This window comes from Devosia sp. RR2S18, assembly GCF_030177755.1.
In the GTDB taxonomy this organism is placed as follows: domain Bacteria; phylum Pseudomonadota; class Alphaproteobacteria; order Rhizobiales; family Devosiaceae; genus Devosia; species Devosia rhizosphaerae.
In genome coordinates this window covers 440,877-465,180 of the sequence record NZ_CP126539.1, presented here as the reverse complement: position 1 = coordinate 465,180, position 24,304 = coordinate 440,877, and the positions used below count along the sequence as shown (strand labels likewise).

Sequence of the window (24,304 nt, the reverse complement as noted above, 5' to 3'; positions counted from 1 at the left end):
CTCAAGATGCTGTTTGTCGTGGCCTGTGCGCTGGTCGATGCAGACCGGCGCGTGCTGATCGCACAACGTCCTGAAGGCAAGTCGCTGGCGGGACTGTGGGAGTTTCCGGGCGGCAAGGTTGAACCCAATGAATCGCCCGAAGCCGCCCTGATCCGCGAACTTGAGGAAGAGCTCGGCGTCTCGACGAAATCGGCTTGCCTGGCTCCGCTCACCTTTGCCAGCCATGCCTATGAGGGCTTTCACCTGCTGATGCCGCTCTATGTCTGCCGCAAGTGGCAGGGCACCCCCGTTGCCCGGGAGCACTCGGCGCTCAAATGGGTGCGGCCGCAGAAACTACGCGACTACCCGATGCCTCCGGCAGACGAGCCGCTGATCGCCGCCTTGTGCGACCTGCTCTAGCTATTGCAGCACCACGACCTTGTATGTGGCGCCTGGCCTGATCGGGTCACCGGGATAAAGGTCATTGATGATGTAGAAGAGCTCGGAGCCGCGGCTGAGGCCGCTCATCTGCCGCGCCAGACCGTCCGCAGTATCCCCCGGCTTGGCCGTGACGATGCGAATGACGGCCCGGCGGATACCGGCGAGGTCATTGGGCGTGGTGCGGCGGAAACTCGTCAGTGTCTCCTGCGCCCCTTGTGCAAATCGAGGACTGTCGGACTTGGCTGCAAAGATGAAGCGATAGACCTGCCCATCGAGCCGCACTACCGAGACGCGGAAGAACCATTGGTCGGTCTGGGCAAGGCCGCTCGCCACTTCCATCCCGTTGATCATGCCGGAGGTGACGCTGTCAGCCTTGAGGCCCGCAATCCAGCCGGACTTCAGATAGTCCGCCAACGGAACATTGACCTGCACTTCGGCGCTGTCGAAACGCACCGCTTCGCCATCCCCGGCGACCCCTACCACCGCAGTCTGCGAATTTTGCAGCTCGTAGCCCTGGGGCACGGTAAAGGTGAACTTGGAGCCCGGATGGAGGAACTGCCGCCCGACGATGGTGCCTTGCGCGGGGCTGTCCCCGAAGGTCAGTCCGGCAATCGCCTCGAGATAGCCGTCACGATCGCTTTCGCCGGCAGCCTGGCCGAACATGGTGCGGGCGGTGTCGAGTGCCTTTTGAATACGCGCTGGTGTGGAGGGATGCGAGGACAGGAACCCCTCATCGCCGCTCTCGGTCCCGGCCGAGAAGCTGGCGAACCGGCTCATCACTCCAAGGAACCGGGCAGCAGCCTGCGCGTCGTAGCCAGCTTTTCCGGCGAATTTGATCCCCTCCTGGTCGGCCTCGAGTTCCTGCGCCTGACCGAACGCCGCCATGGATTGGCGCGTCCGGTCAGCGCTGGCGTCGGTCGAGATGTCACCGCCAAAGACGCCCGTAATCACCCGGTCGACAATCGCGGTGGTGCGCGTGCGATCGGTCCGGGCGCGGGCATGGCGCAGGGTTACGTGGGCGATCTCGTGCGCCAACACCGCCGCCAATTCGCTGGTGTCCGATGCCAGGGCAAGAATGCCGCGCGTCACATAGATATACCCACCGGGCAGCGCGAAGGCGTTCACTTCAGAGCTGTCGAGAATTGTCACCTGGAACTGCGCATTGGGCTGGTTGGCCGCCGCGAGCAGGCGGCCCACAATGCGGGCAACCATGATCTCGGCCTGCCGGTCGGAATAGACCCCCCCATAAGCCGCAATAATGCGCGGATGCTCCCGCCGGCCGATCACCACATCTTCGGGATCGGTACCTTCCGGCACCACGGTCGGGGCCGGATTGTCGCCGGTTCGGCTCACTGCAATGTTGGAGCTGGTGAATGTCGTGCAGGCGGAGAGTGCCAGCAGCGACACTGCCAGCATGCCATTGCGCAACCCCTTGGCGATGCGTCCACGAACCGTCATGGTGTAGCGAGAACCTCGATCTGCTCGGGATGTGTCACCTCGATGCGTGGACCATCCCGGTCGTCCACCCACCCTCGTATCCGCACGAGCGCCCCTTCGAGGGCCACTGGATCAACACCCGAGGCTTCGAAGATCCGAAGCGCCGGCGATTCGATCACCGCAGTGAAGTCTTCTTTCCAGAACCGGCCGAAATTGAGGTAGACCCGCCCGCTATTCCGGTCGGCCAGCAAGATGCGCCCTTCGACCAGCTCGTAATGTCCGGCCCTGTCGAGCAGCTTACGCGGCTCGCCCGCTTGACGGACGCTGTAATAGGGATCGCTCCAGATGCCAAGCCTACTTAGGCGCGCCCGTCCCTCGGCTGCGAATAAGAGATCGAGACAGGCGCGATTGTCCGGAAAGGAATAAACCCGCGCCAGACCCTGCGCCACCATCGCTTGCTGCGCCCAGACCTCGCCATCCACCCCGTCAACAAAGACATGGGCAAGGTGGCGCTCATAACGATCGATCTTCTCGCCGCCATAGCCCAGCCGCACCGACTTGTTGAGCACCATCGCCTCCAGCGCCTGTTTGGCTTCCGGCGCCAGCGGCCAGGTGTCGAAGCCATCTCGTCCAAGCGGCAGTTTGGGCGCTTGAGTGCCAATCATGCGGACCACTCGTCCGTTGTTCAGAACCACCGTGTCGCCATCGGTGACCTCAACGACAATTCCGCCCGGCTCCATGCGCAACTGCTCACAGGCCGCAGCCGCTGCGGCAACGCTCGACAAGGCAGCAAGTGCCGCGAGTTGGACAAGGCTGGTTCTGAGCAAGGCTGACCTCGGCAAGCTTTCGTTCACCGTAACGCCGAATACAGCAAGAAAGGATTACCTGCGCATGAATTCTGAACGGGGGAGCTATGCCAACGGGACGGACTGGCGATTGTCTCGCGGGTTGTTGCTGCAATGCACTAGACGGTCAAAGTCTTGTCTTATGAACGGCCAAAAACCCGGCAAATGCGGCAGCCTGCCCGCACATTACCTCCTGAGCGCCGTCTCCGCTCCGGATGGCTGCCACATCCGCAGCTATAAACCGCAACCGACATCAACACTCAAATACGGTTCTGGTTCCCCACAGATGCAGACTTTCTCCAAGCTCCTCGTCGCCGCCGCCCTTTCGCTGTCCTTCTCTGCTCCCACTCTCGTTTCAGCACATGAGGTGAAGGCTACCTCCGCGCTGGCTGGCGTTGCCTCCTGGTATGGTCCCGGCTTCCATGGCCGGCTTACTGCCAATGGCGAGCGCTACGACATGAACGGCATGACGGCAGCGCACAAGACGCTCAAGTTTGGCACCAAGGTGCGCGTCACCAATAAGAACAACGGCAAGTCCGTCGTGGTTCGCATCAATGATCGCGGTCCTTACGCCGGCAAGCGTATCATCGACCTCTCTAAGGGTGCGGCCAACGCCATAGGCATGATTGCAAGCGGTACGGCCTCGGTGTCCGTCGAGGTCCTGGCCTAACTTGGTAGCTGGCGCAGTCGCTCCGTGGCTGCGCAGCGCTGCCTCCCGCTCTTTGGGGTTTTCCTGCCCCCCTCCATTTGCTATCACCAACGCCGTGGTCCCGTAGCTCAGCAGGATAGAGCACAAGATTCCTAATCTTGGGGTCGTGGGTTCGAATCCCGCCGGGATCACCATCACGCTCTGTTAGGGATGTTCTGACAGGTTTTCCTCAAATCACGATTTAGCCACGGGCGCCCCTTAGGCGCGACGGCAACTCATCTGTCAGGACTTAAAGCCATGCCCCTTACCTTCGCTCGTCCATTCCTACCGCTCGCCGCTTTACTGGCCGCGGCTGCTGTTTCGGCCTGCAGCATGGGCGGCCCCGCTCCTGTCATGGGGCTTGCCCCGGGTCTGACCGCGCGTATGGACCAGCCCGGCGCAACCCTCGATCGCGCCCAGGCTCTCGGCATCATCAACGCCTACCGAGCCACCAATGGACTTCCGGCGCTTGCCGCCGATGCTGGTCTCGATGGCACTGCACAGGCCCTGGCCAGTCAATACGCGCAGACCGATATTCCTCCCAAAACTCCGCAGGAGTTGGTGGGCATGAAGCTCTCGGCAGGCTACGACAATTTTGCCGACACCTTCTCTGGGTGGCGGAACAACCCCGCCGATGCTGCGGGACTGCGTGCGAACGCCACCAAGGCGGGCATAGCCGTCGCCTACAACCCGGCCTCCAGCTATGGCGTCTATTGGGTGCTCGTGCTTGACAATTAGTCCTGAGGTCATCGACGCAAGGGGGCTCAAATGTCCCCTGCCCGTCCTCAAGCTCGAAAAGCGCATTCAGAAACTGCCAGCCGGTAGCGTACTTACGGTGCTCGCCACCGATCCCATGGCGAGGATCGACATTCCCCTCTATTGCCGGCAGCACGCGCATGGCTGCGAACTCGCGGAGACCGAAGCTGGTCTCCGCTTTACCATCGTTGCAGGATCAGCCTAGCGGTTGTCCGGCCTGGGGCGTGGATAGGGGATGACCGGCCCACCAGCCACTCCGCCTCGCAGCTCGCCTTCCAAAGCTATCTCCACCTCCGGTGGCGCATAGATGGGCATGTGCGGCGGACGCGGCCTAGGAAGGGACACGCCAAAGGCGAGGCGACCCAGGTTCGTGGCGACATAGCTCGAACCCTCCACCACATCGTTAAGATAGCTCGGTTGCCCCTCCAGGCCCATTGGGAATGCGGCTTCTCGCGCTTCCTTGTAAGCGGCTGCTTCCGCCCCACACACCTTGGGGCGCATATCAACCGGAGCTGCTCCCGGGGCGTTCGCAAGCATCTGCACATTCTGCCCCGTGGGGGAGGCTGCCCCGGATAAACCTTTCAACAATAGCTCAGCAGCGCGCTCATTGCGCTCGCGTGACGACGATCCTCCCAAGACGACCGCAATGAGATTGCGACCGTTCCGCTGCACTGTGGCAACCATGTTGAGCCCGGAAGCACAGACATAGCCGGTCTTCATACCGGTGGTGCCGGCAAACTTGGTCAGCAACTCGTTCTGCGATTCCAAGCGGACATCGTCGAGGCGAACGGCATCGGTGCCAAAGATGGGCAGGTATTGCGGGTAGTTCTGCTGGATATAGAGGGTCAGGATGGCGAGGTCGCGCGCCGAGGTCACCTGTGCGGGGTCATGCAAACCGTGGGGATTGGCAAAGTGAGTAGCGGTCAGCCCAATGCGCTGCGCCACCTCGTTCATCTCGGCAACGAAGGCGTCCTCGCTACCTCCAATTGTTTCGGCAATGCCAACCGCAATGTCGTTCGCCGACTTCACTAACAGCAGATAAAGCGCATCCTTGAGCGTCAGGGCACTGCCGACCGGCAGTCCCGACTTGGACGGTGCCTGATTGATCGCGTTGCGCGACAAAACCACGGGTGTGTCGAGCGTGACTGTCCCCTTGGCAATTGCCTCGAAGGCCACATAGGCCGTCATCATCTTGGTGAGGGACGCTGGATGCCAGGGCTGGCCGGCATCCTCGGCATAGAGCACGTCCAGCGTTTGTGCATCCACCAGCAGCGTCGGATTGGCCCGAACCGGAGCGATGACCAGCAGCACGCAGACAAGAGCGGACACAAGACGTTGGGCAAACAGCACGAGACGTTAGAACTCCGGAGCAAAGCGATCTGGGGCCTCTTACCAGCCGCTTCCCCCGACCTCAAGGAAGGCTCCCCCAGCTGACGCCCATGTGAAGCTCCTGACACCGTTCGTCGCCCGCTTGTTGCACCGTCTTGCTCCTACATAGGAGCAACGAATGACCACCATCATCACCATTCTGACCGAAGGCTATGCGGACTGGGAAACCGCTTTGCTGAATGCAGCGGCGCGCCAGTACTATGGAATCACCACGCTCTTCGCCTCGCCGGAGGGCAAACCTGTACGCTCGGCAGGCGGGCTTCTCGTCACTCCGGATCTTCCTGTCGAGGCGATCGAGCCTGCAGAGATCAATGCACTTATACTCAATGGCGGCACCATCTGGGCGAGCCCGGAAGCACCCGACCTCACGGCTTTGCTCCATGCTGCAAGCGATGCTGGGGTCACGATTGCCGCCATTTGCGATGCGACACTGGCACTGGCAAAGGCCGGCTTGCTCGATGCCATTCCGCACACCTCGAATAGCCCGGACACTCTCAAGCCGACGGGCTATTTGGGTGCTGCCCATTACCAGGACCAACCTCTGGCGGTCGCCTCGGGCAAGATTATCACGGCACCCGGCACCGCCCCGGTTAGCTTCATGGGCGCCGTGATGGAGAGCTTGGCTCTGCGCAATGATGAGCTGGATTTCTATCTCGCGCTCCATGCCGCCGAGCATCAAGTCAGATCACCCGCCTAGGCACAGAAGAGAACTCAGACTATGTTTGTGCCTGAGTTATCTCCAAAGGACCAAGGATGTCACTTCAGGACACATCGCGATCGGACAACTGCAATGCCATGAGCGACGTGCTCAACCGGATCGGCGACAAATGGAGCGTGATGGTTGTCGGGATGCTCGGCCGTAATGGCACGCTCCGCTTCAATGAGCTCAAGCGTATGATCAATGGGGTCTCGCAACGGATGCTGACCTTGACCCTGCGCAACCTTGAGCGCGATGGCCTTGTCACCCGCACGATCTATCCAGAAGTACCGCCCCGTGTGGAATATAGCCTTACCGAGCTGGGCAAGACACTACAACGTCCCATCCAGGGCCTGTGGAACTGGTCGGCCGAAAACCACACGGCCATCGTGGAAGCAAGGGAAATCTACGATGCCCGCGAGAACGCAACCGCGGCAGCGCAGCCGCGCAAGGTTGCCTATGTGGGTGGCTGATGCCATCTGACCTCTGGACCCGCGCCGAACTCCGAGAGCACCTGCAAGATCTGGGGCTTTCGAGCGGCGACGCCGTGCTGACGCACACGGCCTTGCGCAAAGTCGGCCCAATCCTCGGTGGACCCGACAGCTTGATCGCTGCCATCCTTGATGTTGTCGGTCAGCAAGGCACGCTGCTCGCCTATTGCGACTGGCAGTTCGAGGACGAAGTGCTGCTGAACCCCCGCTTGCGCGAGCACATCCCTCCTTTCGATCCCCTCCGTTCCCGATCGATCCGCGACAACGGCGCCTTCCCCGAACTGGTACGCACCACGCCCGGTGCCCGCCGTAGCGGCAATCCCGGGGCCTCCTGTGCTGCGCTTGGCGGCAAGCCGACTGGTTCACCGCTGAGCACGCCTATGACTACGGCTACGGTCCGCAGTCCCCCTTCGGCAAGCTCGTGGCGGCCGGCGGCAAGACGATGCTGGTGGGGGCGCCGCGCGAAACCATGACACTGCTCCACCATGCCGAGCATGTCGCAGACTTTCCCCACAAGCGCATCCGCCGCTACGAAAGCCCGATTTTGGTCGACGGGGAAGTCAGTTGGCGGTGGTTCGAAGAGTTCGACACCTCCGAGGTGCCCGTCGGAGTTCCTGACGATTATTTCGCGACAATCGTGAGTACCTTCCTCGATAGTGGCCAGGGACGCATGGGCATCGTCGGCTCGGCCCCCACGGTGCTGGTCGACGCCCGAGCCATGCTGGAGTTTGCGGTGTCCTGGATGGAGCAGCACCTGCGTCGTCGGGACTGACGCTCGGAACGGTGGGCCCTATCTCCCGTTTGCCCTCATGACAACTCCAACTGGAGACTTCTCATGAGAACGATCACAGCCCTCTTCGATAGCTACGAGCAGGCCGCGAGCGCCGTCCGCGAACTGGAGGCGGCGGGCTTCCCGTCCGGCAGCGTCTCCTTGGTTGTGTCCACCTTGGATGATGAACTCGGGGACGCAAGCGTCGCCCAACCTGATGTGGAGGATGCAGCGACCGAAGGCGCTGGCGCCGGAGCGGGGATCGGAGCCGTCTTGGGTGGCACCGGTGGCTTGCTGGCAGGACTTGGAGCCCTCGCCATTCCCGGGCTAGGACCAGTGATCGCAGCTGGCTGGCTGGTTTCCACTGCTGCCGGGGCAGTAGCCGGGGCGGCACTAGGCGGTGCCACTGGCGGCCTCATCGGTTCGCTAACCGGTTCAGGCGTTGGTGAGGAGGATGCCCACGTTTTTGCCGAAGGTGTGCGGCGCGGCGGCAGTGTGGTTTCGGTGCGTGCCGAAGAAGATCGGGTCGAGGATGTCGAGGCGATCTTCGGGCGCATGGGACAGGCCGATCTGATCGAGCGCAGAAGGCTTTACGAGCAGGAGGGATGGTCCATATCCGATCCGGGCAGGCCAGGATCAGGCCGCTACGGCAACAGCGCTTCGGGCCCATTCTGAACGAAAAACAACCAAACATGAACCGGCGACAAGCTCTCTTGTTGCGGCGCATCGCGACCTGCGCTAGAGACCATGGCCGTGCCCCTCTGGCGGAATGGTAGACGCAGAGGACTCAAAATCCTCCGCCGCGAGGCGTGCCGGTTCGAGTCCGGCGGGGGGCACCAAATCCTGCCGAGAAGAACAGACAAGGGCGAAGCCGGTTGGCTCCGCCCTCGCTTGTTTATTGCGCCGCGTTGGTGAGACGCACGATTTCGGAGGTGCCGGCATCGCGGTTCTCGGTCACCGCATAGATCGCGCCATCCGAACCAACCTCGACATCGCGCACCCGGGCTTCCATCGGGATCCATTCCTCAAAGGCCACGCGACCGTCCTCCATGTGGACCACCACTACGGCTTGGGCGACGAGGCCGCCGATGAGGAAGGCATTGTCGAGCGTGGGGAATTCATCACCCTCATAATATGCCATGCCGGATGGGGCGATCACCGGATCCCAGTAATAAACCGGCTGCTCCATGCCTTCCTGCGCGGTTTCGCCCGAGCCGACCGGCTGGCCACTATATTGCTGACCATAGCTGATCACGGGCCAGCCATAGTTCTCGCCCGCTTGCGGCTGGTTGAGTTCATCCCCGCCTTGTGGACCGTGCTCGACTGTCCAGAGATTGCCGTCCGGACCGATGGCCGCCGATTGCACGTTGCGATGGCCATAGCTCCAGATTTCGGGAACGGCATCCTCCTGGTCGATAAAGGGATTGCCCTCGACCGGCTCCCCGTCTTCGGTGATGCGGAAGACCTTGCCCAGGCCGCTGGAGAGCTCCTGCGCCTGGACGCGGGTCTCCTCGTCGAACCGCTCGCCCACTGTCACGTAGAGCGCACCCTCGGGACCAAAGGCCAGCCGCGAACCATAGTGCATGTCGTTATCGTAGGTCGGCATCTGCTGGAAGATGACCTCGACATTTTCGAGGCTGCCGCCGCCGGATTCGTTCATCACCAACTCGGCACGCGCTACGCTGGTGCCAGTGCCGCCCTCGCGTGGCTCGGCAAAGGAGAAGAAGATGCGGTTCGACTCCTCGAAGTCGGGCGCCAGCGCCACGTCGAGCAGCCCACCCTGGCCGGAGCTTGCGACCTCCGGAACATTCTCGATCGGGGCACTAGCTTCACCGTCTTCGCCGATGATGTGCAGCGCGCCCTCTTTGGCGGTCACCAGCATGCGGCCATCGGGCAGGAATTCCATGGCCCAGAGCTGCGGCAGGCTATCGGCGACCACCTCCTTGTCAACCTCGACCAGTTCTTCCGGCTGGGGCGCGCGCGTCTGCGCTTCGAACGCTGGCTCCTGGCTGGGTACGTTGGGCTCGGCAGTCTGCACGGGCTGACCTGCGCCGTCTTGAGCAAGAGCGGGTGCGGAAATCAGGGCCGTGGTGATCATGGTGCCGGCAAGCAGGGCGGAAACGCGTCTCATGGGGCAACTCCGGTAATGTTAGGTGATAGCGAGCATCGACCCTTTTCGGGCCGCTCGAAAAGGAAGTCCCGCCGCCCCTGCGCGTTCCGCGGGCCGCACCTCAACAAACAGCGAGGAACTCTCCAGCCGTTCTCGCCACCGCGACATTGTGAACACCAGCCATGCCGCATTGCATGGCGTTAACCCTATTCCTTTCCGAGCTCTTAATTTTTTCCGTCGCATTTTGCGGACCAATCGCTCCCCCGACTTCGACGAGGATCATCATGAAGCGTCTTGGCATCTGGCTTTCTGCTTCCCTGCTGCTGACCAGCTCCGCGCTTGCAGCGGATTTGGGCTGGAACAGCGGCACCAGCCCCATGTATTCCCCCACCCCTGTCACCGGTTGGTCCGGCTTCTATGCCGGCGTCAATGCAGGCTATGGTTGGGGCAACGTGAACCGCGAAACCACGGCCGGTGCTAGCATCGACAACAACACCGGCGGCGGCGTGTTCGGCGCCCAGGCGGGCTACAACATGGATCTGGGCGGATTCGTGGTCGGCGCCGAGGCGGATCTGCAATGGAGCGGCATCGGCTATTCCGATGACCTGGGTGGCGGCACCACCCTTAAGGCCGGCACCGATGTGTTCGGCACCATTCGCGGTCGCGCTGGCGTGGGCCTGGGCAAGGTGATGCCTTATGTAACCGGTGGCTTTGCCGCCGGCCGTGGCTCGGTCAGCACCACCGACAACCAGAACGTCGTCACCTCGCAGTCAAACACCCACACCGGCTGGACGGTCGGCGCGGGCCTTGAAGCCCAGGCAACCGACAATGTCAGCATCAAGGCCGAATATCTCTATGTCGACCTCGGCACCCAGACCTATTCGGGTCTGCCCGGCGGCAACCTCAATGCGTCGCAGCGCTTCGGCGTCGTGCGCGCTGGTCTGAACTACAAGTTCTGATCGTTCCGCAAAAGATTGGCGAAAATGATCGGAGGCGCGGGGCCAAGCCCGGCGCCTTTTTCTTTTTTCGAAGCGCTCTCATGGCTCCGCTAGCCAAACAATACGCGGCGTGCTCCCATACACGTGTTCCGCAATAGGGAGCCCTTCCGTGAAGCCGACGCTACTTGCCCTAGCCCCAGTTCTCGCACTCACCGCCAGTGCCAACGCCATGAGCGTGATGTACCGCAATGACGATCTGGGCTTCACCGTCACCGCATGGCCCCAGACCGAAGACATCGAAATCTGCGACGACGGCGGCTCTTGCCTCGTCTTCGAACCGACCGGCGATGGCCGCACCTATCAGGAGGCGGAAGGCCGCTGCACAATGACCATGGATGCGTTCGAGCAGGACTTTGCCGAGGGCAAGACCGAGAACGACTTCATGCTCGTGCTGATGGGCCAGGTTGTGCAGGTGATCGAAGGTGAGGATCAATGCCAGCTGCAACAGGCCATGCCTGAGCAGATGCGCAGCCTGACTGGCCTTTATGGCTTCTGAGCGGGCAAGCTGATGGCGACCAAAGGAACTATCCGCACCGGCACGGCGGGCTGGGTCTATGAGCCCTGGCGCGGCACGTTCTTCCCCACTGGGCTCGTGCAGAAAAAGGAACTCGCCTATGCGAGCTCCCACCTGAGCACCATTGAGATCAATGCCACCTTCCGGGCCAACCAGAAACCGGAGAGCTTCGCTAAATGGGCAGGCGAGGCGCCGGATGGGTTCGTCTTCTCGGTTAAGGGACCGCAACTGGTCACCCATATCAAGCGGCTCAAGAACTGCACTGTTGAGCTGGCAAATTTCTTCGCTTCGGGGCCACTCGCCATGGGGCCCAAGCTCGGGCCGTTCATCTGGCAGCTGCCACCAAATCTTGCCTACGACCCCGCTTCCTTCTCCGCCTTTGTCGACCTGCTGCCCACAAATCCAGACGCCTACCTGGCGCTGGCCCGCCAAAGTGACGAAAGGCTGAAGTCGGCGCCGTTTCTTGATCTCTCTGGCGTGGCGGAGATCCGGCACGCCATCGAAATGCGACATCCCAGCTTCGCCATCCCTGAGCTGCGGGCGCAATTGGCGGCACGAAACATTGCCCTGGTGATATCCGACACCCTGGAGCAGCCGGGGCGGGAACTGACGGCCGATTTCGCCTATTGCCGGTTGCAGGGGCCGCCGCGACCCGACGCCACTGGCTACACACCGGAAGACATTACCGATTGGGGCAAGACCGTCACCGACTGGGCCGCGGCAGGGCGCGATGTGTTTGCCTATTTCGTGCACGAAGACAAGCTGCACGCCCCCGCCAATGCCATCGCCCTGCGCCAGGCAGCGGGCGTCACCCTGCCTGCGGATGAACCCACCATCACTTCCCTGTAGCAGGCTCGAAATCGCCAAAGCGGCGCGATATTCATCCCACTAATAACAGCGTCAAGCGAAAGTCTTTTTCATGGCTCGTTACACCTCCCGGCCGCTCGACAAGATCGCTGCAGGGGCAGCCTTCCTCCTGGGGCTCCTGACGATTCTTGGTGCACTCGGCTCCCAGCATCTGGGCGGGCTCACGCCCTGCGAGCTGTGCCTTGAGCAACGGCAGCCCTATTACTGGGGTCTGCCCATTCTGGCGGGCGTGCTGTTGCTCTGGAACCGCCTGCCAATTGCGGTTTGGTATATCGCCATGGCGATCGTCACGGCGCTATTTGTGTGGAGCACCTACATGGGCGTCTATCACTCAGGCGTCGAATGGGGCTGGTGGCCTGGACCGACTGCCTGCTCGGGCGTCGGCGAAGGGCTCGACTTCAGTGCCTTGGGCAATCTCAACGACGCCCATGTGGTGGGCTGCGACGTCGTGCAGTTCCGCTTTTTGGGTATTTCGCTCGCCGGCTACAACGCCCTGATCTCGCTGGGGATCACTGCCCTTCTCGCCGTTTCCATCTCGGCTCAGGCGCGCCACCGGCGCGCCTAGGGACCACCATCAAGGTTCGAGTTCGATATCCCAGTAGAGATAGTCGAGCCAACTCTGGTGCAGATGGTTGGGCGGGAACGCCCGGCCATTGTTGTGCAGATCGTGAACTGTCGGGTGATACGGCGCCTGATGCGGGAACATCTTGATCTCGCTGGGCAGCCGGTTCGCCTTTTTGAGGTTGCAGGGTGCGCAGGCTGCGACAACGTTTTCCCAGGTGGTAAGGCCGCCTTTGGAGCGCGGGATCACGTGATCAAAGGTGAGATCTTCCCGAGAGCCACAATATTGGCACTGAAAGCGGTCGCGCAGGAAGACGTTGAAGCGGGTGAAGGCGGGGTGCCGGGCCGGCTTCACATAGTCCTTGAGCGACACCACGCTGGGCAGCCGCATCTCGAAGCTGGGAGAGTGAATGACCGTGTCGTAGAGCGAGACAATGTTCACGCGCTCCAGGCACACCGCCTTGATGGCATCCTGCCAAGACCAGAGCGACAGTGGGTAGTAACTGAGCGGCCGAAAGTCGGCGTTCAGCACCAGTGCGGGACAGGCCTCAGGCGACACGTGGATCGTCACTTGAGTCTCCCGGTTCGGGAATCGAGTAAGTCCATAGCCCTCTTATACTAGGCCCTTTGTGTCAGGCCTGTGAAGCGGGCATTTAAAGCTTTATTTACCTGCCACCCGGCGGATGAAGTCGGTGGCGAACTCCAGCCCATCGGGCGCGATGCCGTGCGCCACTCCAGGGCTGACGTGATAGCTCACATCACAGCCGGCGAGCCGCAGCGCCACCTCGGCATCGGCCGAATGCTCGGGATCCACCACATCGTCCCGGTCGCCATGAACGAGGCACACCGGCGGCTTGGCATAGGGAGCGGTGCCGAAATTCTCCGGTGGCAGGAACGCGCCCGCAATGGCGACGATGCCCATCAGGCGCTGTTCGAGCGACAGCCCCACATGCAATGCCATCATGGCGCCCTGGCTGAACCCGCCTAGAATGGTCTGCCCGGGGGCGAGCCCCGTCTGTTCCCAGAGATCCTGGAGAAACTCCACCAGCACCGGCCGCGTGCTCACGACACCCGTCTGCCGCTTGGCGAGCCGATCCCCTTCGAAGCTGATGTCGAACCACTGGTATCCCGAAGCGAGCATGCGGCACCGCTCGGGCGCATTAGGAGACACCACCAGCGCTTCGGGTAGGACGGTCTGCAGATGCGGCGCCAGCGCGATCAGGTCCGAGCCGTCCGAGCCGTAGCCATGCAGCAGCACCACGACATATTGGGGCTCACCGCCATTTTTCGGCGGCAGCATCGGCCCAGAGAGCTTGGTCACAACAATATTCCTTCCCGGTCGCGGAGCACGGCGAAATAGCGCCAGAACAGGAGGGCCGCAGCCGATCGATGCGGCGCCCAGGCGCTGGCGATCCCGATCATGTCTTTGATCGAGGGCCGAGCGTCAAGGCCGAGCCCATGCTGCACAGCCTTGAGGAGCGCCAGGTCTCCCGCCGGGAAGACATCAGGGTGCTGGGCGCAGAACATGAGGTAGACCTCGGCGGTCCAGGGGCCAATCCCCTTGTGCGCGGTCAGCGCGCGGATGGCCTCCTCGGCCGGCAGGCTCTCGACGTGCTCGAAATCAAGGAGCCCGTCCACCATCGCTTCAGCAAGCGCCCGTGCCGTCCGGAACTTGCCTGAGGAGAAGCCAGCGCCGCGCACCTGCTCTTCGCTGAGGCTCAGGAAGGTCCCCGGGTCGAGGGCGCCTGGTAATTGCTCGAAGCGCCCCCAAATGGCGGCGGCGCTCGCCACCGACACCTGCTGCCCGCAGATCACCTTGACGATGCCGGGAAAGCCCGGCGGCGTCAGCCGCGGCGGCACCGCGCCGGCAATGTCGCGCACCCGGGCAAGACGCGGATCCAGCAGGACGAGGCATTCGATATGGGCCTGGACCAGTTCGGCGCTGTCGAGCCGTGGTGACGCCGCCGCTTGTCTGCGATAGACTTCGCCCGTGTCCAAGATCTCGCCCAACCCGCTGCTCCGCTTTGCACCCAGTCCCAATGGCCGGCTCCATCTGGGCCACGCCTATTCGGCGCTCCACACCTGGCGCTGTGCCAGCCAACTCGGCGGCACCGCGCTTTTGCGGATCGAAGACGTCGATGTCGAGCGCTGTAAACCCGAATTTACCGCTGCCATCATGGAGGACCTCCACTGGCTGGGGCTCGACTGGCCCGAGCCGGTGCTGGTGCAATCGAAGCGGTTCGATCTCTATGTTGAAGCCGGCGACCGGCTGCGCAATCGGGATCTGCTTTATCCCTGCTTCTGCTCGCGGGCGGAGATCGCAGCCCAGGCGACCCAGACCGACCCCGATGGGGCACCCCTCTACCCCGGCACTTGTAAGCATTTGAGTACAACCGAGCAGATCGACCGCCTCGGGCGGGGCGATCCGGTGCAGTTCCGGCTCAATACAGAAGAGGCCCTCGCCCGCACCGGCATGCTGACCTTCACCGTCGTGGGCCCGCTTATCACCGACCGCCCGCAGATCCGCTATGCCCGGCCCGAGCGCTGGGGCGATGTGGTGCTGCAGCGCAAAGGCACGCCCACGAGCTATCATCTGAGCGTGGTTGTCGACGATGCCGACCAAGCCATCACCCATGTGACGCGCGGCCGCGACATGGAGGCCGCCACCGACATCCACGTGCTGCTCCAGATGCTGCTCGGCCTGCCCTCTCCCCGCTATCACTTCCATCGCTTGATCCTCGATGGAGAAGGTCGCAAGCTCAGTAAGTCCAAAGGCTCTCCGAGCCTCGCCGATTTGCGGGCCTCCGGGTGGACGCCCGACGATGTGCGGCGGGAGCTCGGTTTCTAGGCCGCTGCCTTGTCGAAGAAGGGCCGCACTGTCGCTGCGATTGCCTCTTCGAACGAAGTGCCGAAGTCAAAACCCAGCAACGCATCGAGCCGCGGATCAACCAATTGCATGGGATTGTTCCAGAGGTAGCGCATCTTGACCACCTCCCGCATCACGCCATTGGTGATGCCCATGGCGTGAAGGATGATCCAGGGCAACGCCGCTTCCTTGAGGGGGCCCGGCGCGGCAGCCTGGATGGCGGCAGTCAGCTGTCCATGCGTTACGTAATGGCCGCCGAAGTGGAAGCGCTCGAAGGACCCCAATTCGCTCCGCTGCTCCGCCACGGCAACAAAGGATCGCGCGAGATCGGGCAGATAGGCCCAGGCATGGCCCACATCGGGGTCGCCCATGCAGTTGACCTTGCCCTTGCGCGCCTCGAGCAAGATGGCTTGGTCGAACCAGTCACCCGTGCTCTCGGGCCCAAAGAAATCACCCGCACGAATGACGATGATCTGGAAGCGACATTCTCGCGCCGCTTTCTCCAGCATGTCCTCCTGCCGCACCCGGATCGCGCCGCGTGGGGTTTGGGGCCGCTGCGGGGTCGCGGGCGAGATCCGGCGGTCTGTCGCCGCATAGTTGTAGATGTTGCCGGGAAAGATCAGCGTCTTGCCGCTCGTCCCCATGGCGGCGATCACACGCGCCAGTTGCGCCTCCGCCCGCCCCTTGTCCCATTGGTCATAAGGCAGATTGAGTGCATTGACGACGATGTCGGCATCGTCAACAGCTGTCCGCAGATCATCGAGGCTGCCGGCATCGCCTTGCCGAAAGGCAATGGCGGGAACCGGCTGTCGATTGCTGCGGCCAAATCCAGTGACGGCAAAACCTGCGGCATGAAAGGCAGATGCCGCATGATGGCCGATATGCCCATTGATGCCGAGAACCGTGACCTTGCCTTTGCCCATTGCTGTGCTCCATTGCTGATGATGGGCAGCATGCGGTATTCAGTTGCGTGGCAACATCTACCAACTCGATAGAGCGGTCATTCAAAAATGAATAGAGAGCCGGACTGGGCGTTGTGGCGCAGCTTCGCGGCGGTCGTCGCTTATGGCTCCCTGTCAGCGGCCGCCCGCGAGCTGGGCATCAGCCAGCCAACGGTCGGCCGGCATATAGAAGCCCTCGAAGCCGATCTGGGGCTGACGCTCTTTGAGCGCACGTTATCGGGCCTCAAGCCGAACGGCGCCGCCCTGCGCTTGTTCGAGCCGGTGAGCACAGCGCAGGCTGCGCTGGCAGAAGCCGCAATCCTGGCCGAAGGCGCTCAAGCCGAATATGGCGGCACGGTCCGGATCACTGCCAGCGCCATCATTTCCAACTATGTGCTGCCGGGCCTGCTCGGACCCATTCGCGAGCGCTACCCCGCTATCGCGCTGGAACTGGTACCCTCCGACTCCGCCGAGAACCTGCTGCTGCGGGAAGCCGACATCGCCATTCGCATGTTCCGGCCCACGCAACTGGAATTGGTGACGCGCAAGCTCGGCGAGCTGGCCATCATCGCCTGCGCCCACCAACATTATCTCGACCGACGCGGCGCGCCTCAAAAGATCGAGGATCTCTACCAGCACGATCTCATTGGCTTTGATCGATCCGACCTCATCGTGCAGCATTCACGCGCCATCGGCTTTCCGCTCACCCGCGACAATTTCGTCCTCCGCTCGGACGATCAGCCGCACCTCTGGGAGTTGCTTAAGGCAAGCTTGGGCATCGGCTTTGCCCAAGAAGCATTGGTGCACGGGACGTTTGGCATGGTGGTCCTGCCCCTCGATCTCTCCATCCCGCCACTGCCCGTGTGGCTTACGACACACCGGGAACTGTTCACCTCCCACAGAATTCGTGCGATCTATGATGCACTGGCCGAGGGGCTGGCCGCGTATATAGGCGGTGAACACCGCTAGCTGCGACAGGATCTCATGGAAACCCTTCTCAATCTCGCCATTGCCGCCGTTCTGCTTTTTGTTGTCGTTGTGCTCGGCCTGGGCCTGTGGAACATGATCAAGGGCGGGCCTGGCAACACCAGCCAGCGCTTGATGCGTCTGCGGGTGATCGGGCAGGCCGTGGCGCTGGCGCTGCTCTTGGCGGCCCTCTTCTTCTTTGGTGGCGCAGGAGCCTAAGCGATGGTCAAGCTCAACCGCATTTATACCAAGACCGGCGACGACGGCACGACAGGCCTCGTGCGGGGACCGCGTCGGCCCAAATACAATCTGCGGATCGAAGCCTATGGCACTGTGGACGAGGCCAATGCCACCGTCGGACTGGCCCGCCTGCAGGCTGCTGAATTGCCCGAGATCGAAGCCCTCTTGGGTCGCGTACAGAACGATCTTTTCGATGTCGGCTCCGACCTGGCCACACCGGGTGAAGACGATACCGACGCACAATTCCCCACGCTGCGGGTGCGACCGGTCCAGACCGCTTTCCTTGAAGCGCAGATCGACCGCTTCAATGCCGAACTCGAGCCGCTCAAAAGCTTCGTGCTGCCAGGGGGCAATCCGCTTTCGGCAGCGCTGCATTTGGCGCGCACCGTAACCCGCCGCGCCGAGCGGCTGGTGGTTGAACTCTCCAGCGCCGAGCCGGACACCAGCCCCGAGGCGATCCGCTACCTCAATCGCCTCTCGGACCTCCTCTTCGTGCTCTCCCGCGTTGCCAACGGCAATGGGCAGGGGGACGTCACCTGGGTTCCGGGCAATTACGGTGACCTCAAAAAGGATGGCAGCACCAGCTAAACTGCTACGGCTGCACCAAGACTTTGTTTACTCCGAAGGCATAACCTTACCAACAGAACAACAGGTCTGGACGCCCAGTGAACACCGATCTCGCCACGCAGATCGTCGCGACCAAGAACACGGCGACGCAGAACGCCGTGAACATTGCCGTGTTCAAGAAGGCTCACGAGATGCAGACCGACCTTCTGGAAACCCTGATGCAAACGGCGCTTGCTGCGCCGCCTCCGGGTCAGGGCACCAAGTTCGACAAGCTGGCCTAGAGCGGCGGAAAGGAGCGCATGGGAAACCCGGTCGCCATCTCCCCAGCCGTCATGATCAACCGCATCGCCCACGAAAGTGGTACGCCTGCAGGGGCGCACCTCGCCAAGGTCGCAGAACTACGCCTGCGATTGCAGACCGAAGCCAACGACCAGCAGCACCACGCGGCGCTGCTCAGCCCCAATGGGGAGGCGGAACCGCCTTTGGTGGATAGCGGCGCCGCGGTCGACCGCCTGATCTAGGCACCGAGTTCCAGCAGCTTCTCCACCACGGCCTCACCATCGGGCGTATGCCATTCGGCTGGCCCCTGCAGCACCCCAAGTTCGCAGCCGTCTTCGTCGAGGACCAGGGTGACCGGCAGCCCGACCGCCACCGCCTGCTGCTTTAAGCGTTCGAACGCGGCAAAGCTGTTGTCAGCGTAGAGCGGCAGATGAGCGAACTGTCCTTCGTCGAGAAAGTCCTGCGCCTTTTCGAGGCCACTCTCGCCGATGTCGAGATTGATGGGCAGCACCATGAAGCGATCGGAGTTGTACTTGGCAGCCACCGCATCGAGCGCTGGCATCTCCTCGCGACAGGGAACACACCAGCTGGCCCAGAAATTGACCAGCAGCGCCTTGCCCTTGAAATCGGCAATGGTCATGTCGGTACCACCGACGTCCTTGAAGGCGAGCGTCGAGTACCCCCGCCCCTCGCCCGTGCCCATCAGCGCCGCCAGCTCGCCCGTCGCCGCCGCATCGATCGCCTGTCCGTCCTCGGCCTGCACCGGACATTCATTGGCCTGCCCGGCATTGCCCAGCCAGAACCACGCCGTTATAGCTACCGCCACTCCAATAAGCCCCAGGACAATCAGCAGCCGGAACTGGCGCGAGGCTCCGGGGCGGGGCGCATGCGTGTCGGTCATAGAAGTCTCCGGGGAAAGTCGATGAGCAACAAAATGTGGGGCGGACGGTTCGCAAGCGGCCCGGACGCCATCATGGAAGAAATCAACGCCTCGATCGGCTTCGACCAGCGCCTCTTCCGCCAGGATATTGCCGGATCGATCGCCCATGCGACAATGCTCGCCGAGACGGGCATTCTGACGCAGCAGGATCGGGACAGCATCATCGCTGGTCTAGCCGAGGTGCTGGAGGAAATCGAGGGCGGCAGCTTCACCTTCTCGCGCGCGCTCGAGGACATCCATATGAACGTGGAGTCACGGCTGCGCGAGAAGATCGGCGACGCGGCCGGCCGCCTCCATACGGCGCGGTCGCGTAACGATCAGGTCGCCACCGATTTTAAGCTCTACGTGCGCGACAGCATCGACACGCTGGTCGCACAGATCCGCACCCTGCAGCTCTCGCTCGTCAACAGGGCCGAGCAAGAAGCCGAGACCATCATGCCGGGCTTCACCCACCTGCAGAACGCCCAACCGGTGACGTTTGGTCATCATCTGCTGGCCTACGTGGAGATGCTGGGCCGCGACGCCGGTCGCCTGCTCGATGGCAGAAAGCGCCTCAACGAAAGCCCGCTCGGTTCTGCCGCCCTGGCTGGGACGCCCTATCCGATCGACCGGCAGATGACGGCCGAACAGCTTGGATTTGACCGTCCCACTGCCAATTCGCTCGATGCCGTATCGGACCGGGACTTCATTCTCGAGACCCTCGCCGCGGCCTCGATCTGCGCCATGCACCTGTCCCGCTTCGCCGAAGAAATGGTGATCTGGTCATCTGCCCAGTTCGGCTTTGTCCGGCTGAGCGACAAGTTCACTACCGGCTCGTCCATCATGCCGCAGAAGCGCAATCCCGACGCCGCCGAACTGGTTCGCGCTAAAATTGGTCGCATCCTGGGCGCGCTCACCAGCCTCCTTGTCGTGATGAAGGGCCTGCCCCTCGCCTATTCCAAGGATATGCAGGAGGACAAGGAAGTTGCTTTCGACGCCCTCGATGCCCTCTCTCTTTCCCTTGCGGCAATGACTGGCATGGTTGGCGACATGGTCCCGCATCGCGAGCGCATGCGGGCTTCCGCTGCGGCTGGCTTTTCGACGGCAACGGACATTGCCGATTGGCTGGTGCGCGAGATCAACATCCCATTCCGCGATGCCCATCACATCACTGGGCAGATAGTCGCTCTTGCCGAGCAAAAGAATTGCGGGCTCGAAGGCCTCACTATCGAGGACTTCAAATCGATCGACGATCGGATCGACAGCCGCATCCACAAGGTGCTGACCGTGGAGGCTTCGGTCGCGTCCCGGCAAAGCTATGGCGGCACCGCGCCGGCCAATGTGCTGGCGCAGGCGGCCCGCTGGAAATCCGAGTTGACCGGGGAACCCCACGAGCCTCGCTCGCTTACCAAGAGGAAGCGCGGCGGCCATGGCGACGGCGGGGTAGAATAAGCCTCGCGCGACACCGTTGGCCAACAGCAATCAGGCGGAGCCAAACTTGCGCAGAACCACCCGACAGATGCGGCTCACCGAGCGCCATGTCGGCTATGTGCAACCGCCCACCATCTCCGAAACGCTACCACCGCCGCCAGAGGGGATGGTGGAGGCAACGCCCGAGGACCATCTCGCCACCATCGATCGGCTCCTCGGCGCACTGGATGAGCCTGGCGAAATCTGGTTCTTCGCCTATGGTTCGCTGATCTGGAAGCCCTGCTGCGACATTGTTGAAATGCGCACTGGGCTGGTGCGCGGCTGGCACCGCAAGTTTTGCCTCGGTTGGAACAACCGCTTTCGCGGCAGCGATGAAAAGCCCGGCTTAATGCTGGCCCTCGATCGCGGCGGCGCCTGCAAGGGCATTCTCTACCGCCTCCCGCCCGGGCAGGAACAGGAAAACCTCGTCAAGCTCCTGGAGCGCGAAATGGCCTGGCTCCCTTCCGCCTTCCCCCCGCGCTGGGTCAATGCAACGAGCGGCGACCACACTATCAAGGCGCTAACCTTCTGCATCGACCGCAATTCCGGCCGCTATGTTTCGGGCCTGCCGGTGGAGCGGGTCGCCGATGTGCTGGCGACCGCTGTCGGCTCCCGCGGGTCCATGGCCGAGTACCTCTTTGCCACCGTCCAGCACCTCGAAGGCTCGGGGATCCACGACCCGCACCTCTGGCGCTTGCAGGATCTGGTCGCCCAGCGGATCGAGGCGGAATACGAGACCGGCCTCTAGCCGGGCCTTCCGTTTTCGCACCACCTGCCGTAGAGGAATGCCACCACGTTTCCGCAACAGGATTACCCCGTTCTGCGGTACAATTGGGGCACATATGGTCCACCATTTTCAGCACCGCGACGCCACTCTGTTTGCCGAGGGCGTCGACCTCAATCACCTGGCCGATGTGGTGGGAACCCCGTTCTACGTCTACTCGAGCGCCACTCTGCGCCGCCACGTTCGCGTAGTGAAAGAAGCCTTCGAGGGCATCCCCACACTCGTGGCCTACGCAATGAAGGCCAACTCCAACCAGGCAGTGCTGACCCTGATGGCGAGGGAAGGCTGCGGCGCTGATGTGGTGTCGGGCGGCGAGCTGAAGCGCGCCTTGGCCGCGGGTTTCAAGCCTGAGATGATCGTCTTTTCGGGCGTTGCCAAGACTATCGCCGAAATGCGCGAGGGCCTTCGGGCCGGCATCAAGTGCTTCAACGTCGAGAGCGAACCAGAGCTCGAGCGCCTCTCCATGATCGCAGCCGACATGGGCCTAACCGCGCGCGTGTCGGTCCGCATCAACCCGGACGTCGACGCGCGCACCCATGCCAAGATTTCAACGGGCAAGGCCGAGAACAAGTTCGGCATTCCCTATGCCCGGGCGCGCGAAGTCTATGCCCGCATTGCCGAACTCCCCAATGTCGAGGCGGTTGGCGTCGACATGCATATCGGCAGCCAGATCACCGATCTTGAGCCCTTCGGCAATGCCTTCGGCCTTATGGCCGAGTTGGTCACGACCCTGCGGGCCGATGGACATCCGATCGAGCACGTCGATGTCGGTGGTGGGCTCGGTATTCCCTACAGCCTCGACGAAGAAGCGCCGCCCCATCCGGAGGCCTATGCCGCGGTGGTGCGCGACAAGGTCGGGCAGCTTGGGTGCTCGCTGGTCATCGAACCCGGCCGCCTGCTCGTCGGCAATGCTGGCATCCTCGTCACGAAGGTGGAATATGTGAAGGAGGGCGCGACCAACTTCGTTATCGTGGACGCCGCCATGAACGATCTGATCCGGCCCACTCTCTATGAGGCCCATCACGACATCCAGCCGGTGAACCACTCCAATCTTGCGCCAATCACGGCCGATATTGTTGGCCCCGTCTGCGAAACGGGCGACTATCTCGCTAAGGCCCGCACCATACCTGGCGTCAAGGAAGGCGATCTCCTCGCTGTCATGAGCGCCGGCGCATATGGGGCGGTGATGGCCTCGACCTACAATTCCCGCGCGCTCATCCCTGAGGTGCTGGTGGACGGGGACCGCTACCACGTCATTCGCGCGCGCAAATCGCTGGACGAATTGATCGAACTCGACAGCGTGCCCGACTGGCTCTAGGCCTGCATCGCCCGGCGCGCGAGGGAGACCACTTCGACTGGCTTACCCGCCAGCGCATCCTCCACCTTGGCCAAAAGATCGGCCAGGGTGAAGGGCTTGGTGATCACGTCATAGATCAGGGCGTCGAGGCCATGTGCCCGCTCCCGCTGATCGGCAAAGCCGGTCATCAACAGAATGGTCATGTGCGGGAACTTGGACGCCACTTCCAGCGCCAGCGCGATCCCGTCCATGATCGGCATCTTGATGTCTGACAGGAGGAGGTCAAAGCGCCCCTGCTCTTCCTCTGCAAGTTCCGCCGCCAGGCCACCATCTTCGGCGGCGAGCACCTCGTGGCCCTTCATGGTGAGGGCGCTGACGACGAAGGCGCGAACGGATGGATCGTCTTCAGCGACGAGGATGCGGGCCATCAATGATGCTCCGAATTGGAATGGTTGGTGTCTCCAGAGGTCACTTCCTCTGTGGTTTCAACTATTAGGTCAGGTTCTGCCAGCGCTGCTTCGTGTACCGCGTCGGCGCTTCCCAGCGCCGGTGCAAGGCTGGGCGTTTCCGGTTGCCCCATGCTGCTGGTGAAGCTCAGGCGCACATGCGCTGCCTGGGGAGGCGGCTGCGTCAATTGGGTGTCGAAGGTCGCCCGCTCTCCGGCCATGAGATCGCGCACCTGCGGCGTTACACTCCATTCATAAACCCCGTGCCCCTGGTCATCCAAGAGCGTGACGACGACGGGCGGCACCTGTGAGGGCTGACGCTCCACGCCGACAATTTGCGCCGAAACCATCAGCACATCCTTGCCGTCACGCAGCGTGCGAAGGCTCGCGACATCGGAGAATTCCAGACCAACCACATTGACGCTCAAGCCAATGGCTTCATAGACGCCGGCCATGTCGGGGTAGCGCTCGACCATCTCGACGCGCCCGAAGAAGAACACCCCAACCATGCCCGAGAGCAGCAGCGCCCCGCCTATCCGCGCCACGCGCCGGGTCCGGGCCAGGGGTTGACGCGCGGCACGGGCAAGTTGGCGGCGCAAAAATGCGCTTTGCTGTTTTTTTTCCAGTGCGGGATCGATCTTGGGCGTACTCTCCGGCGCCGTTGGCTGGCGCTTGGGAGCTTCTGCCGCCGCCACAGCTTCGAGCACCTCGTCGAGCGCATCCTCGGTGACCTCGGCCACAGGAGGCTCTTCAAACTCGTCGACAGGCGCCTGCCGCCATGCCTCGTTGCAGTTGGCGCATTGCACCTTGCGCCCCTTCGCCCCGATTGCCTCGTAGGCAACCTGGTATTTCGTCTGGCAATGCGGACAAGTGATGATCATCGGCCAGACGGGTAAAGGACGCTTTGCTGACCAGACCCTATGCCCACAGGGGTTAAAACTCCTCAAACCGATCCGGCGCGCGAGCTTTCCACCACATTTGTGCCGC

At 62.5% G+C, this 24,304-nt stretch carries 31 protein-coding genes, 2 tRNA genes and 1 pseudogene; 23 read left to right on the top strand and 11 right to left on the bottom strand.

Translation table 11 applies throughout. The features are described 5' to 3' along the window. Nucleotides 1-6 precede the first annotated feature (6 nt). Nucleotides 7-399 (top strand): (deoxy)nucleoside triphosphate pyrophosphohydrolase, encoded by a 393-nt coding sequence (locus QOV41_RS02395; RefSeq protein WP_284581428.1) that lies wholly within the window; start codon nucleotides 7-9, stop codon nucleotides 397-399. Here QOV41_RS02395 and QOV41_RS02390 read toward each other — a convergent pair whose 3' ends face one another. Both QOV41_RS02390 and QOV41_RS02385 read right to left on the bottom strand, forming a co-directional pair. Next, complete coding sequence (locus tag QOV41_RS02390) at nucleotides 400-1,878, bottom strand: M48 family metalloprotease (protein WP_284579264.1); 1,479 nt, start codon at nucleotides 1,876-1,878, stop codon at nucleotides 400-402. After that, nucleotides 1,875-2,684 (bottom strand): thermonuclease family protein, encoded by an 810-nt coding sequence (locus QOV41_RS02385; protein ID WP_284579263.1) that lies wholly within the window; start codon nucleotides 2,682-2,684, stop codon nucleotides 1,875-1,877. Before QOV41_RS02385 ends, QOV41_RS02390 begins: the two co-directional genes overlap by 4 nt. A 304-nt stretch (nucleotides 2,685-2,988) precedes the next feature. Here QOV41_RS02385 and QOV41_RS02380 point away from each other — a divergent pair, with 304 nt between their 5' ends. The 4 genes from QOV41_RS02380 (at nucleotide 2,989) to QOV41_RS02365 (ending at nucleotide 4,351) form a co-directional block, all read left to right on the top strand. Next, nucleotides 2,989-3,372, top strand: a complete 384-nt coding sequence (locus QOV41_RS02380) for a septal ring lytic transglycosylase RlpA family protein (RefSeq protein WP_284579262.1) — start codon at nucleotides 2,989-2,991, stop codon at nucleotides 3,370-3,372. Nucleotides 3,373-3,468: 96 nt separating this feature from the next. Beyond that, a tRNA-Arg gene (locus QOV41_RS02375) sits at nucleotides 3,469-3,545 on the top strand. Between the two features lie 103 nt (nucleotides 3,546-3,648). Continuing rightward, nucleotides 3,649-4,128, top strand: coding sequence for a CAP domain-containing protein (locus QOV41_RS02370; protein ID WP_284579261.1), 480 nt, complete (start codon nucleotides 3,649-3,651; stop codon nucleotides 4,126-4,128). Next, nucleotides 4,118-4,351: a sulfurtransferase TusA family protein gene (locus tag QOV41_RS02365; RefSeq protein ID WP_284579259.1), complete on the top strand. Its 234-nt coding sequence runs from the start codon at nucleotides 4,118-4,120 to the stop codon at nucleotides 4,349-4,351. Before QOV41_RS02370 ends, QOV41_RS02365 begins: the two co-directional genes overlap by 11 nt. Here the strand turns inward: QOV41_RS02365 and QOV41_RS02360 are convergent. Then, entirely contained in the window at nucleotides 4,348-5,496 is a 1,149-nt protein-coding gene (locus tag QOV41_RS02360; RefSeq protein WP_284579257.1) for a D-alanyl-D-alanine carboxypeptidase family protein, read from the bottom strand. The genes QOV41_RS02365 and QOV41_RS02360 overlap by 4 nt on opposite strands. Before the next feature lie 157 nt (nucleotides 5,497-5,653). Here QOV41_RS02360 and QOV41_RS02355 point away from each other — a divergent pair, with 157 nt between their 5' ends. The 5 genes and pseudogenes from QOV41_RS02355 (at nucleotide 5,654) to QOV41_RS02330 (ending at nucleotide 8,331) form a co-directional block, all read left to right on the top strand. Continuing rightward, entirely contained in the window at nucleotides 5,654-6,232 is a 579-nt protein-coding gene (locus QOV41_RS02355; protein ID WP_284579256.1) for a DJ-1/PfpI family protein, read from the top strand. A gap of 56 nt (nucleotides 6,233-6,288) precedes the next feature. After that, nucleotides 6,289-6,705, top strand: coding sequence for a winged helix-turn-helix transcriptional regulator (locus tag QOV41_RS02350; protein WP_284579255.1), 417 nt, complete (start codon nucleotides 6,289-6,291; stop codon nucleotides 6,703-6,705). Then, nucleotides 6,705-7,495 (top strand): annotated as a pseudogene (gene aac(3) / locus QOV41_RS19695) (aminoglycoside 3-N-acetyltransferase). Before QOV41_RS02350 ends, aac(3) begins: the two are co-directional and overlap by 1 nt. 63 nt (nucleotides 7,496-7,558) lie before the next feature. After that, nucleotides 7,559-8,167 carry a hypothetical protein gene (locus tag QOV41_RS02335; protein ID WP_284579253.1) on the top strand — a complete coding sequence of 203 codons (609 nt, stop codon included), beginning with the start codon at nucleotides 7,559-7,561 and terminating at the stop codon, nucleotides 8,165-8,167. An 80-nt stretch (nucleotides 8,168-8,247) separates the two neighbouring features. Then, nucleotides 8,248-8,331 (top strand) — tRNA-Leu (locus QOV41_RS02330). A 56-nt stretch (nucleotides 8,332-8,387) separates the two neighbouring features. On the opposite strand, the gene QOV41_RS02325 is transcribed toward QOV41_RS02330, so the two are convergent. Then, nucleotides 8,388-9,623 (bottom strand): PQQ-dependent sugar dehydrogenase, encoded by a 1,236-nt coding sequence (locus QOV41_RS02325; protein WP_284579251.1) that lies wholly within the window; start codon nucleotides 9,621-9,623, stop codon nucleotides 8,388-8,390. A 263-nt stretch (nucleotides 9,624-9,886) separates the two neighbouring features. On the opposite strand from QOV41_RS02325, the gene QOV41_RS02320 reads away from it, so the two are divergent. From QOV41_RS02320 to QOV41_RS02305, 4 genes are all read left to right on the top strand, one after another. Then, a complete protein-coding gene (locus tag QOV41_RS02320; RefSeq protein ID WP_284579250.1) occupies nucleotides 9,887-10,561 on the top strand; it encodes an outer membrane protein in 675 nt (224 codons plus the stop codon). Between the two features lie 148 nt (nucleotides 10,562-10,709). Continuing rightward, the gene (locus QOV41_RS02315; protein WP_284579248.1) at nucleotides 10,710-11,096 is read left to right on the top strand and encodes a hypothetical protein; all 387 of its coding nucleotides are present in this window, start codon (nucleotides 10,710-10,712) and stop codon (nucleotides 11,094-11,096) included. Between the two features lie 12 nt (nucleotides 11,097-11,108). Further along, nucleotides 11,109-11,963 (top strand): DUF72 domain-containing protein, encoded by an 855-nt coding sequence (locus QOV41_RS02310; protein ID WP_284579247.1) that lies wholly within the window; start codon nucleotides 11,109-11,111, stop codon nucleotides 11,961-11,963. Between the two features lie 70 nt (nucleotides 11,964-12,033). After that, entirely contained in the window at nucleotides 12,034-12,546 is a 513-nt protein-coding gene (locus QOV41_RS02305; protein ID WP_284579246.1) for a disulfide bond formation protein B, read from the top strand. Nucleotides 12,547-12,555: 9 nt separating this feature from the next. Here the strand turns inward: QOV41_RS02305 and QOV41_RS02300 are convergent, their stop codons facing one another. From QOV41_RS02300 to QOV41_RS02290, 3 genes are all read right to left on the bottom strand, one after another. Further along, nucleotides 12,556-13,113, bottom strand: coding sequence for an HNH endonuclease (locus tag QOV41_RS02300; RefSeq protein WP_284579245.1), 558 nt, complete (start codon nucleotides 13,111-13,113; stop codon nucleotides 12,556-12,558). A 90-nt stretch (nucleotides 13,114-13,203) separates the two neighbouring features. Beyond that, a complete protein-coding gene (locus tag QOV41_RS02295) occupies nucleotides 13,204-13,863 on the bottom strand; it encodes an alpha/beta hydrolase (protein ID WP_284579244.1) in 660 nt (219 codons plus the stop codon). Then, the gene (locus tag QOV41_RS02290) at nucleotides 13,860-14,552 is read right to left on the bottom strand and encodes a DNA-3-methyladenine glycosylase family protein (protein ID WP_284579243.1); all 693 of its coding nucleotides are present in this window, start codon (nucleotides 14,550-14,552) and stop codon (nucleotides 13,860-13,862) included. The genes QOV41_RS02295 and QOV41_RS02290 overlap by 4 nt, the downstream gene beginning before the upstream one ends. On the opposite strand from QOV41_RS02290, the gene gluQRS reads away from it, so the two are divergent. After that, nucleotides 14,542-15,390 (top strand): tRNA glutamyl-Q(34) synthetase GluQRS, encoded by an 849-nt coding sequence (gene gluQRS / locus QOV41_RS02285; protein WP_284581424.1) that lies wholly within the window; start codon nucleotides 14,542-14,544, stop codon nucleotides 15,388-15,390. The genes QOV41_RS02290 and gluQRS overlap by 11 nt on opposite strands. Here the strand turns inward: gluQRS and QOV41_RS02280 are convergent. After that, entirely contained in the window at nucleotides 15,387-16,331 is a 945-nt protein-coding gene (locus QOV41_RS02280) for an NAD-dependent epimerase/dehydratase family protein (protein ID WP_284579242.1), read from the bottom strand. The two genes, gluQRS and QOV41_RS02280, sit on opposite strands and share 4 nt — an antisense overlap. 87 nt (nucleotides 16,332-16,418) lie before the next feature. On the opposite strand from QOV41_RS02280, the gene QOV41_RS02275 reads away from it, so the two are divergent. The 5 genes from QOV41_RS02275 (at nucleotide 16,419) to QOV41_RS02255 (ending at nucleotide 18,643) form a co-directional block, all read left to right on the top strand. Then, nucleotides 16,419-17,318, top strand: a complete 900-nt coding sequence (locus QOV41_RS02275; RefSeq protein ID WP_284579241.1) for a LysR family transcriptional regulator — start codon at nucleotides 16,419-16,421, stop codon at nucleotides 17,316-17,318. Nucleotides 17,319-17,333: 15 nt separating this feature from the next. Next, on the top strand, nucleotides 17,334-17,534 hold the full coding sequence (locus QOV41_RS02270; RefSeq protein WP_284579240.1) for a twin transmembrane helix small protein: 201 nt from the start codon (nucleotides 17,334-17,336) through the stop codon (nucleotides 17,532-17,534). 3 nt (nucleotides 17,535-17,537) lie between these two features. Continuing rightward, entirely contained in the window at nucleotides 17,538-18,143 is a 606-nt protein-coding gene (locus QOV41_RS02265; protein ID WP_284579239.1) for a cob(I)yrinic acid a,c-diamide adenosyltransferase, read from the top strand. Between the two features lie 77 nt (nucleotides 18,144-18,220). Then, the gene (locus tag QOV41_RS02260; RefSeq protein ID WP_284579238.1) at nucleotides 18,221-18,403 is read left to right on the top strand and encodes a putative motility protein; all 183 of its coding nucleotides are present in this window, start codon (nucleotides 18,221-18,223) and stop codon (nucleotides 18,401-18,403) included. An 18-nt stretch (nucleotides 18,404-18,421) separates the two neighbouring features. After that, complete coding sequence (locus QOV41_RS02255; RefSeq protein ID WP_284579237.1) at nucleotides 18,422-18,643, top strand: hypothetical protein; 222 nt, start codon at nucleotides 18,422-18,424, stop codon at nucleotides 18,641-18,643. On the opposite strand, the gene QOV41_RS02250 is transcribed toward QOV41_RS02255, so the two are convergent. Continuing rightward, complete coding sequence (locus QOV41_RS02250) at nucleotides 18,640-19,302, bottom strand: TlpA disulfide reductase family protein (protein WP_284579236.1); 663 nt, start codon at nucleotides 19,300-19,302, stop codon at nucleotides 18,640-18,642. The two genes, QOV41_RS02255 and QOV41_RS02250, sit on opposite strands and share 4 nt — an antisense overlap. Before the next feature lie 21 nt (nucleotides 19,303-19,323). Between QOV41_RS02250 and argH the strand changes: the two genes are divergently transcribed. From argH to lysA, 3 genes are all read left to right on the top strand, one after another. Continuing rightward, nucleotides 19,324-20,772, top strand: coding sequence for an argininosuccinate lyase (gene argH, locus QOV41_RS02245; RefSeq protein WP_284579235.1), 1,449 nt, complete (start codon nucleotides 19,324-19,326; stop codon nucleotides 20,770-20,772). A gap of 46 nt (nucleotides 20,773-20,818) precedes the next feature. Next, the gene (locus QOV41_RS02240; RefSeq protein ID WP_284579234.1) at nucleotides 20,819-21,538 is read left to right on the top strand and encodes a gamma-glutamylcyclotransferase; all 720 of its coding nucleotides are present in this window, start codon (nucleotides 20,819-20,821) and stop codon (nucleotides 21,536-21,538) included. Nucleotides 21,539-21,632: 94 nt separating this feature from the next. Next, the gene (gene lysA, locus QOV41_RS02235; RefSeq protein WP_284579233.1) at nucleotides 21,633-22,892 is read left to right on the top strand and encodes a diaminopimelate decarboxylase; all 1,260 of its coding nucleotides are present in this window, start codon (nucleotides 21,633-21,635) and stop codon (nucleotides 22,890-22,892) included. On the opposite strand, the gene QOV41_RS02230 is transcribed toward lysA, so the two are convergent. Further along, on the bottom strand, nucleotides 22,889-23,299 hold the full coding sequence (locus QOV41_RS02230) for a response regulator (RefSeq protein WP_284579232.1): 411 nt from the start codon (nucleotides 23,297-23,299) through the stop codon (nucleotides 22,889-22,891). The genes lysA and QOV41_RS02230 overlap by 4 nt on opposite strands. Next, nucleotides 23,299-24,198 (bottom strand): zinc-ribbon domain-containing protein, encoded by a 900-nt coding sequence (locus QOV41_RS02225; RefSeq protein WP_284579231.1) that lies wholly within the window; start codon nucleotides 24,196-24,198, stop codon nucleotides 23,299-23,301. Before QOV41_RS02225 ends, QOV41_RS02230 begins: the two co-directional genes overlap by 1 nt. Nucleotides 24,199-24,304: the final 106 nt, after the last annotated feature.

Bases quoted from the DNA above. Each gene is read 5' to 3' on its own strand.
- QOV41_RS02355 (WP_284579256.1), top strand. From the start codon at position 5,654: ATGACCACCATCATCACCATTCTGACCGAAGGCTATGCGGACTGGGAA.
- QOV41_RS02380 (WP_284579262.1), top strand. From the start codon at position 2,989: ATGCAGACTTTCTCCAAGCTCCTCGTCGCCGCCGCCCTTTCGCTGTCC.
- QOV41_RS02395 (WP_284581428.1), top strand. From the start codon at position 7: ATGCTGTTTGTCGTGGCCTGTGCGCTGGTCGATGCAGACCGGCGCGTG.
- QOV41_RS02370 (WP_284579261.1), top strand. From the start codon at position 3,649: ATGCCCCTTACCTTCGCTCGTCCATTCCTACCGCTCGCCGCTTTACTG.
- QOV41_RS02250 (WP_284579236.1), bottom strand. From the start codon at position 19,302: ATGACCGACACGCATGCGCCCCGCCCCGGAGCCTCGCGCCAGTTCCGG.
- QOV41_RS02335 (WP_284579253.1), top strand. From the start codon at position 7,559: ATGAGAACGATCACAGCCCTCTTCGATAGCTACGAGCAGGCCGCGAGC.
- lysA (WP_284579233.1), top strand. From the start codon at position 21,633: ATGGTCCACCATTTTCAGCACCGCGACGCCACTCTGTTTGCCGAGGGC.
- QOV41_RS02265 (WP_284579239.1), top strand. From the start codon at position 17,538: ATGGTCAAGCTCAACCGCATTTATACCAAGACCGGCGACGACGGCACG.
- QOV41_RS02350 (WP_284579255.1), top strand. From the start codon at position 6,289: ATGTCACTTCAGGACACATCGCGATCGGACAACTGCAATGCCATGAGC.
- QOV41_RS02305 (WP_284579246.1), top strand. From the start codon at position 12,034: ATGGCTCGTTACACCTCCCGGCCGCTCGACAAGATCGCTGCAGGGGCA.
- QOV41_RS02390 (WP_284579264.1), bottom strand. From the start codon at position 1,878: ATGACGGTTCGTGGACGCATCGCCAAGGGGTTGCGCAATGGCATGCTG.
- QOV41_RS02310 (WP_284579247.1), top strand. From the start codon at position 11,109: ATGGCGACCAAAGGAACTATCCGCACCGGCACGGCGGGCTGGGTCTAT.
- QOV41_RS02325 (WP_284579251.1), bottom strand. From the start codon at position 9,623: ATGAGACGCGTTTCCGCCCTGCTTGCCGGCACCATGATCACCACGGCC.
- QOV41_RS02270 (WP_284579240.1), top strand. From the start codon at position 17,334: ATGGAAACCCTTCTCAATCTCGCCATTGCCGCCGTTCTGCTTTTTGTT.
- QOV41_RS02280 (WP_284579242.1), bottom strand. From the start codon at position 16,331: ATGGGCAAAGGCAAGGTCACGGTTCTCGGCATCAATGGGCATATCGGC.
- argH (WP_284579235.1), top strand. From the start codon at position 19,324: ATGAGCAACAAAATGTGGGGCGGACGGTTCGCAAGCGGCCCGGACGCC.
- QOV41_RS02230 (WP_284579232.1), bottom strand. From the start codon at position 23,299: ATGGCCCGCATCCTCGTCGCTGAAGACGATCCATCCGTTCGCGCCTTC.
- QOV41_RS02275 (WP_284579241.1), top strand. From the start codon at position 16,419: ATGAATAGAGAGCCGGACTGGGCGTTGTGGCGCAGCTTCGCGGCGGTC.
- QOV41_RS02320 (WP_284579250.1), top strand. From the start codon at position 9,887: ATGAAGCGTCTTGGCATCTGGCTTTCTGCTTCCCTGCTGCTGACCAGC.
- QOV41_RS02225 (WP_284579231.1), bottom strand. From the start codon at position 24,198: ATGATCATCACTTGTCCGCATTGCCAGACGAAATACCAGGTTGCCTAC.
- QOV41_RS02255 (WP_284579237.1), top strand. From the start codon at position 18,422: ATGGGAAACCCGGTCGCCATCTCCCCAGCCGTCATGATCAACCGCATC.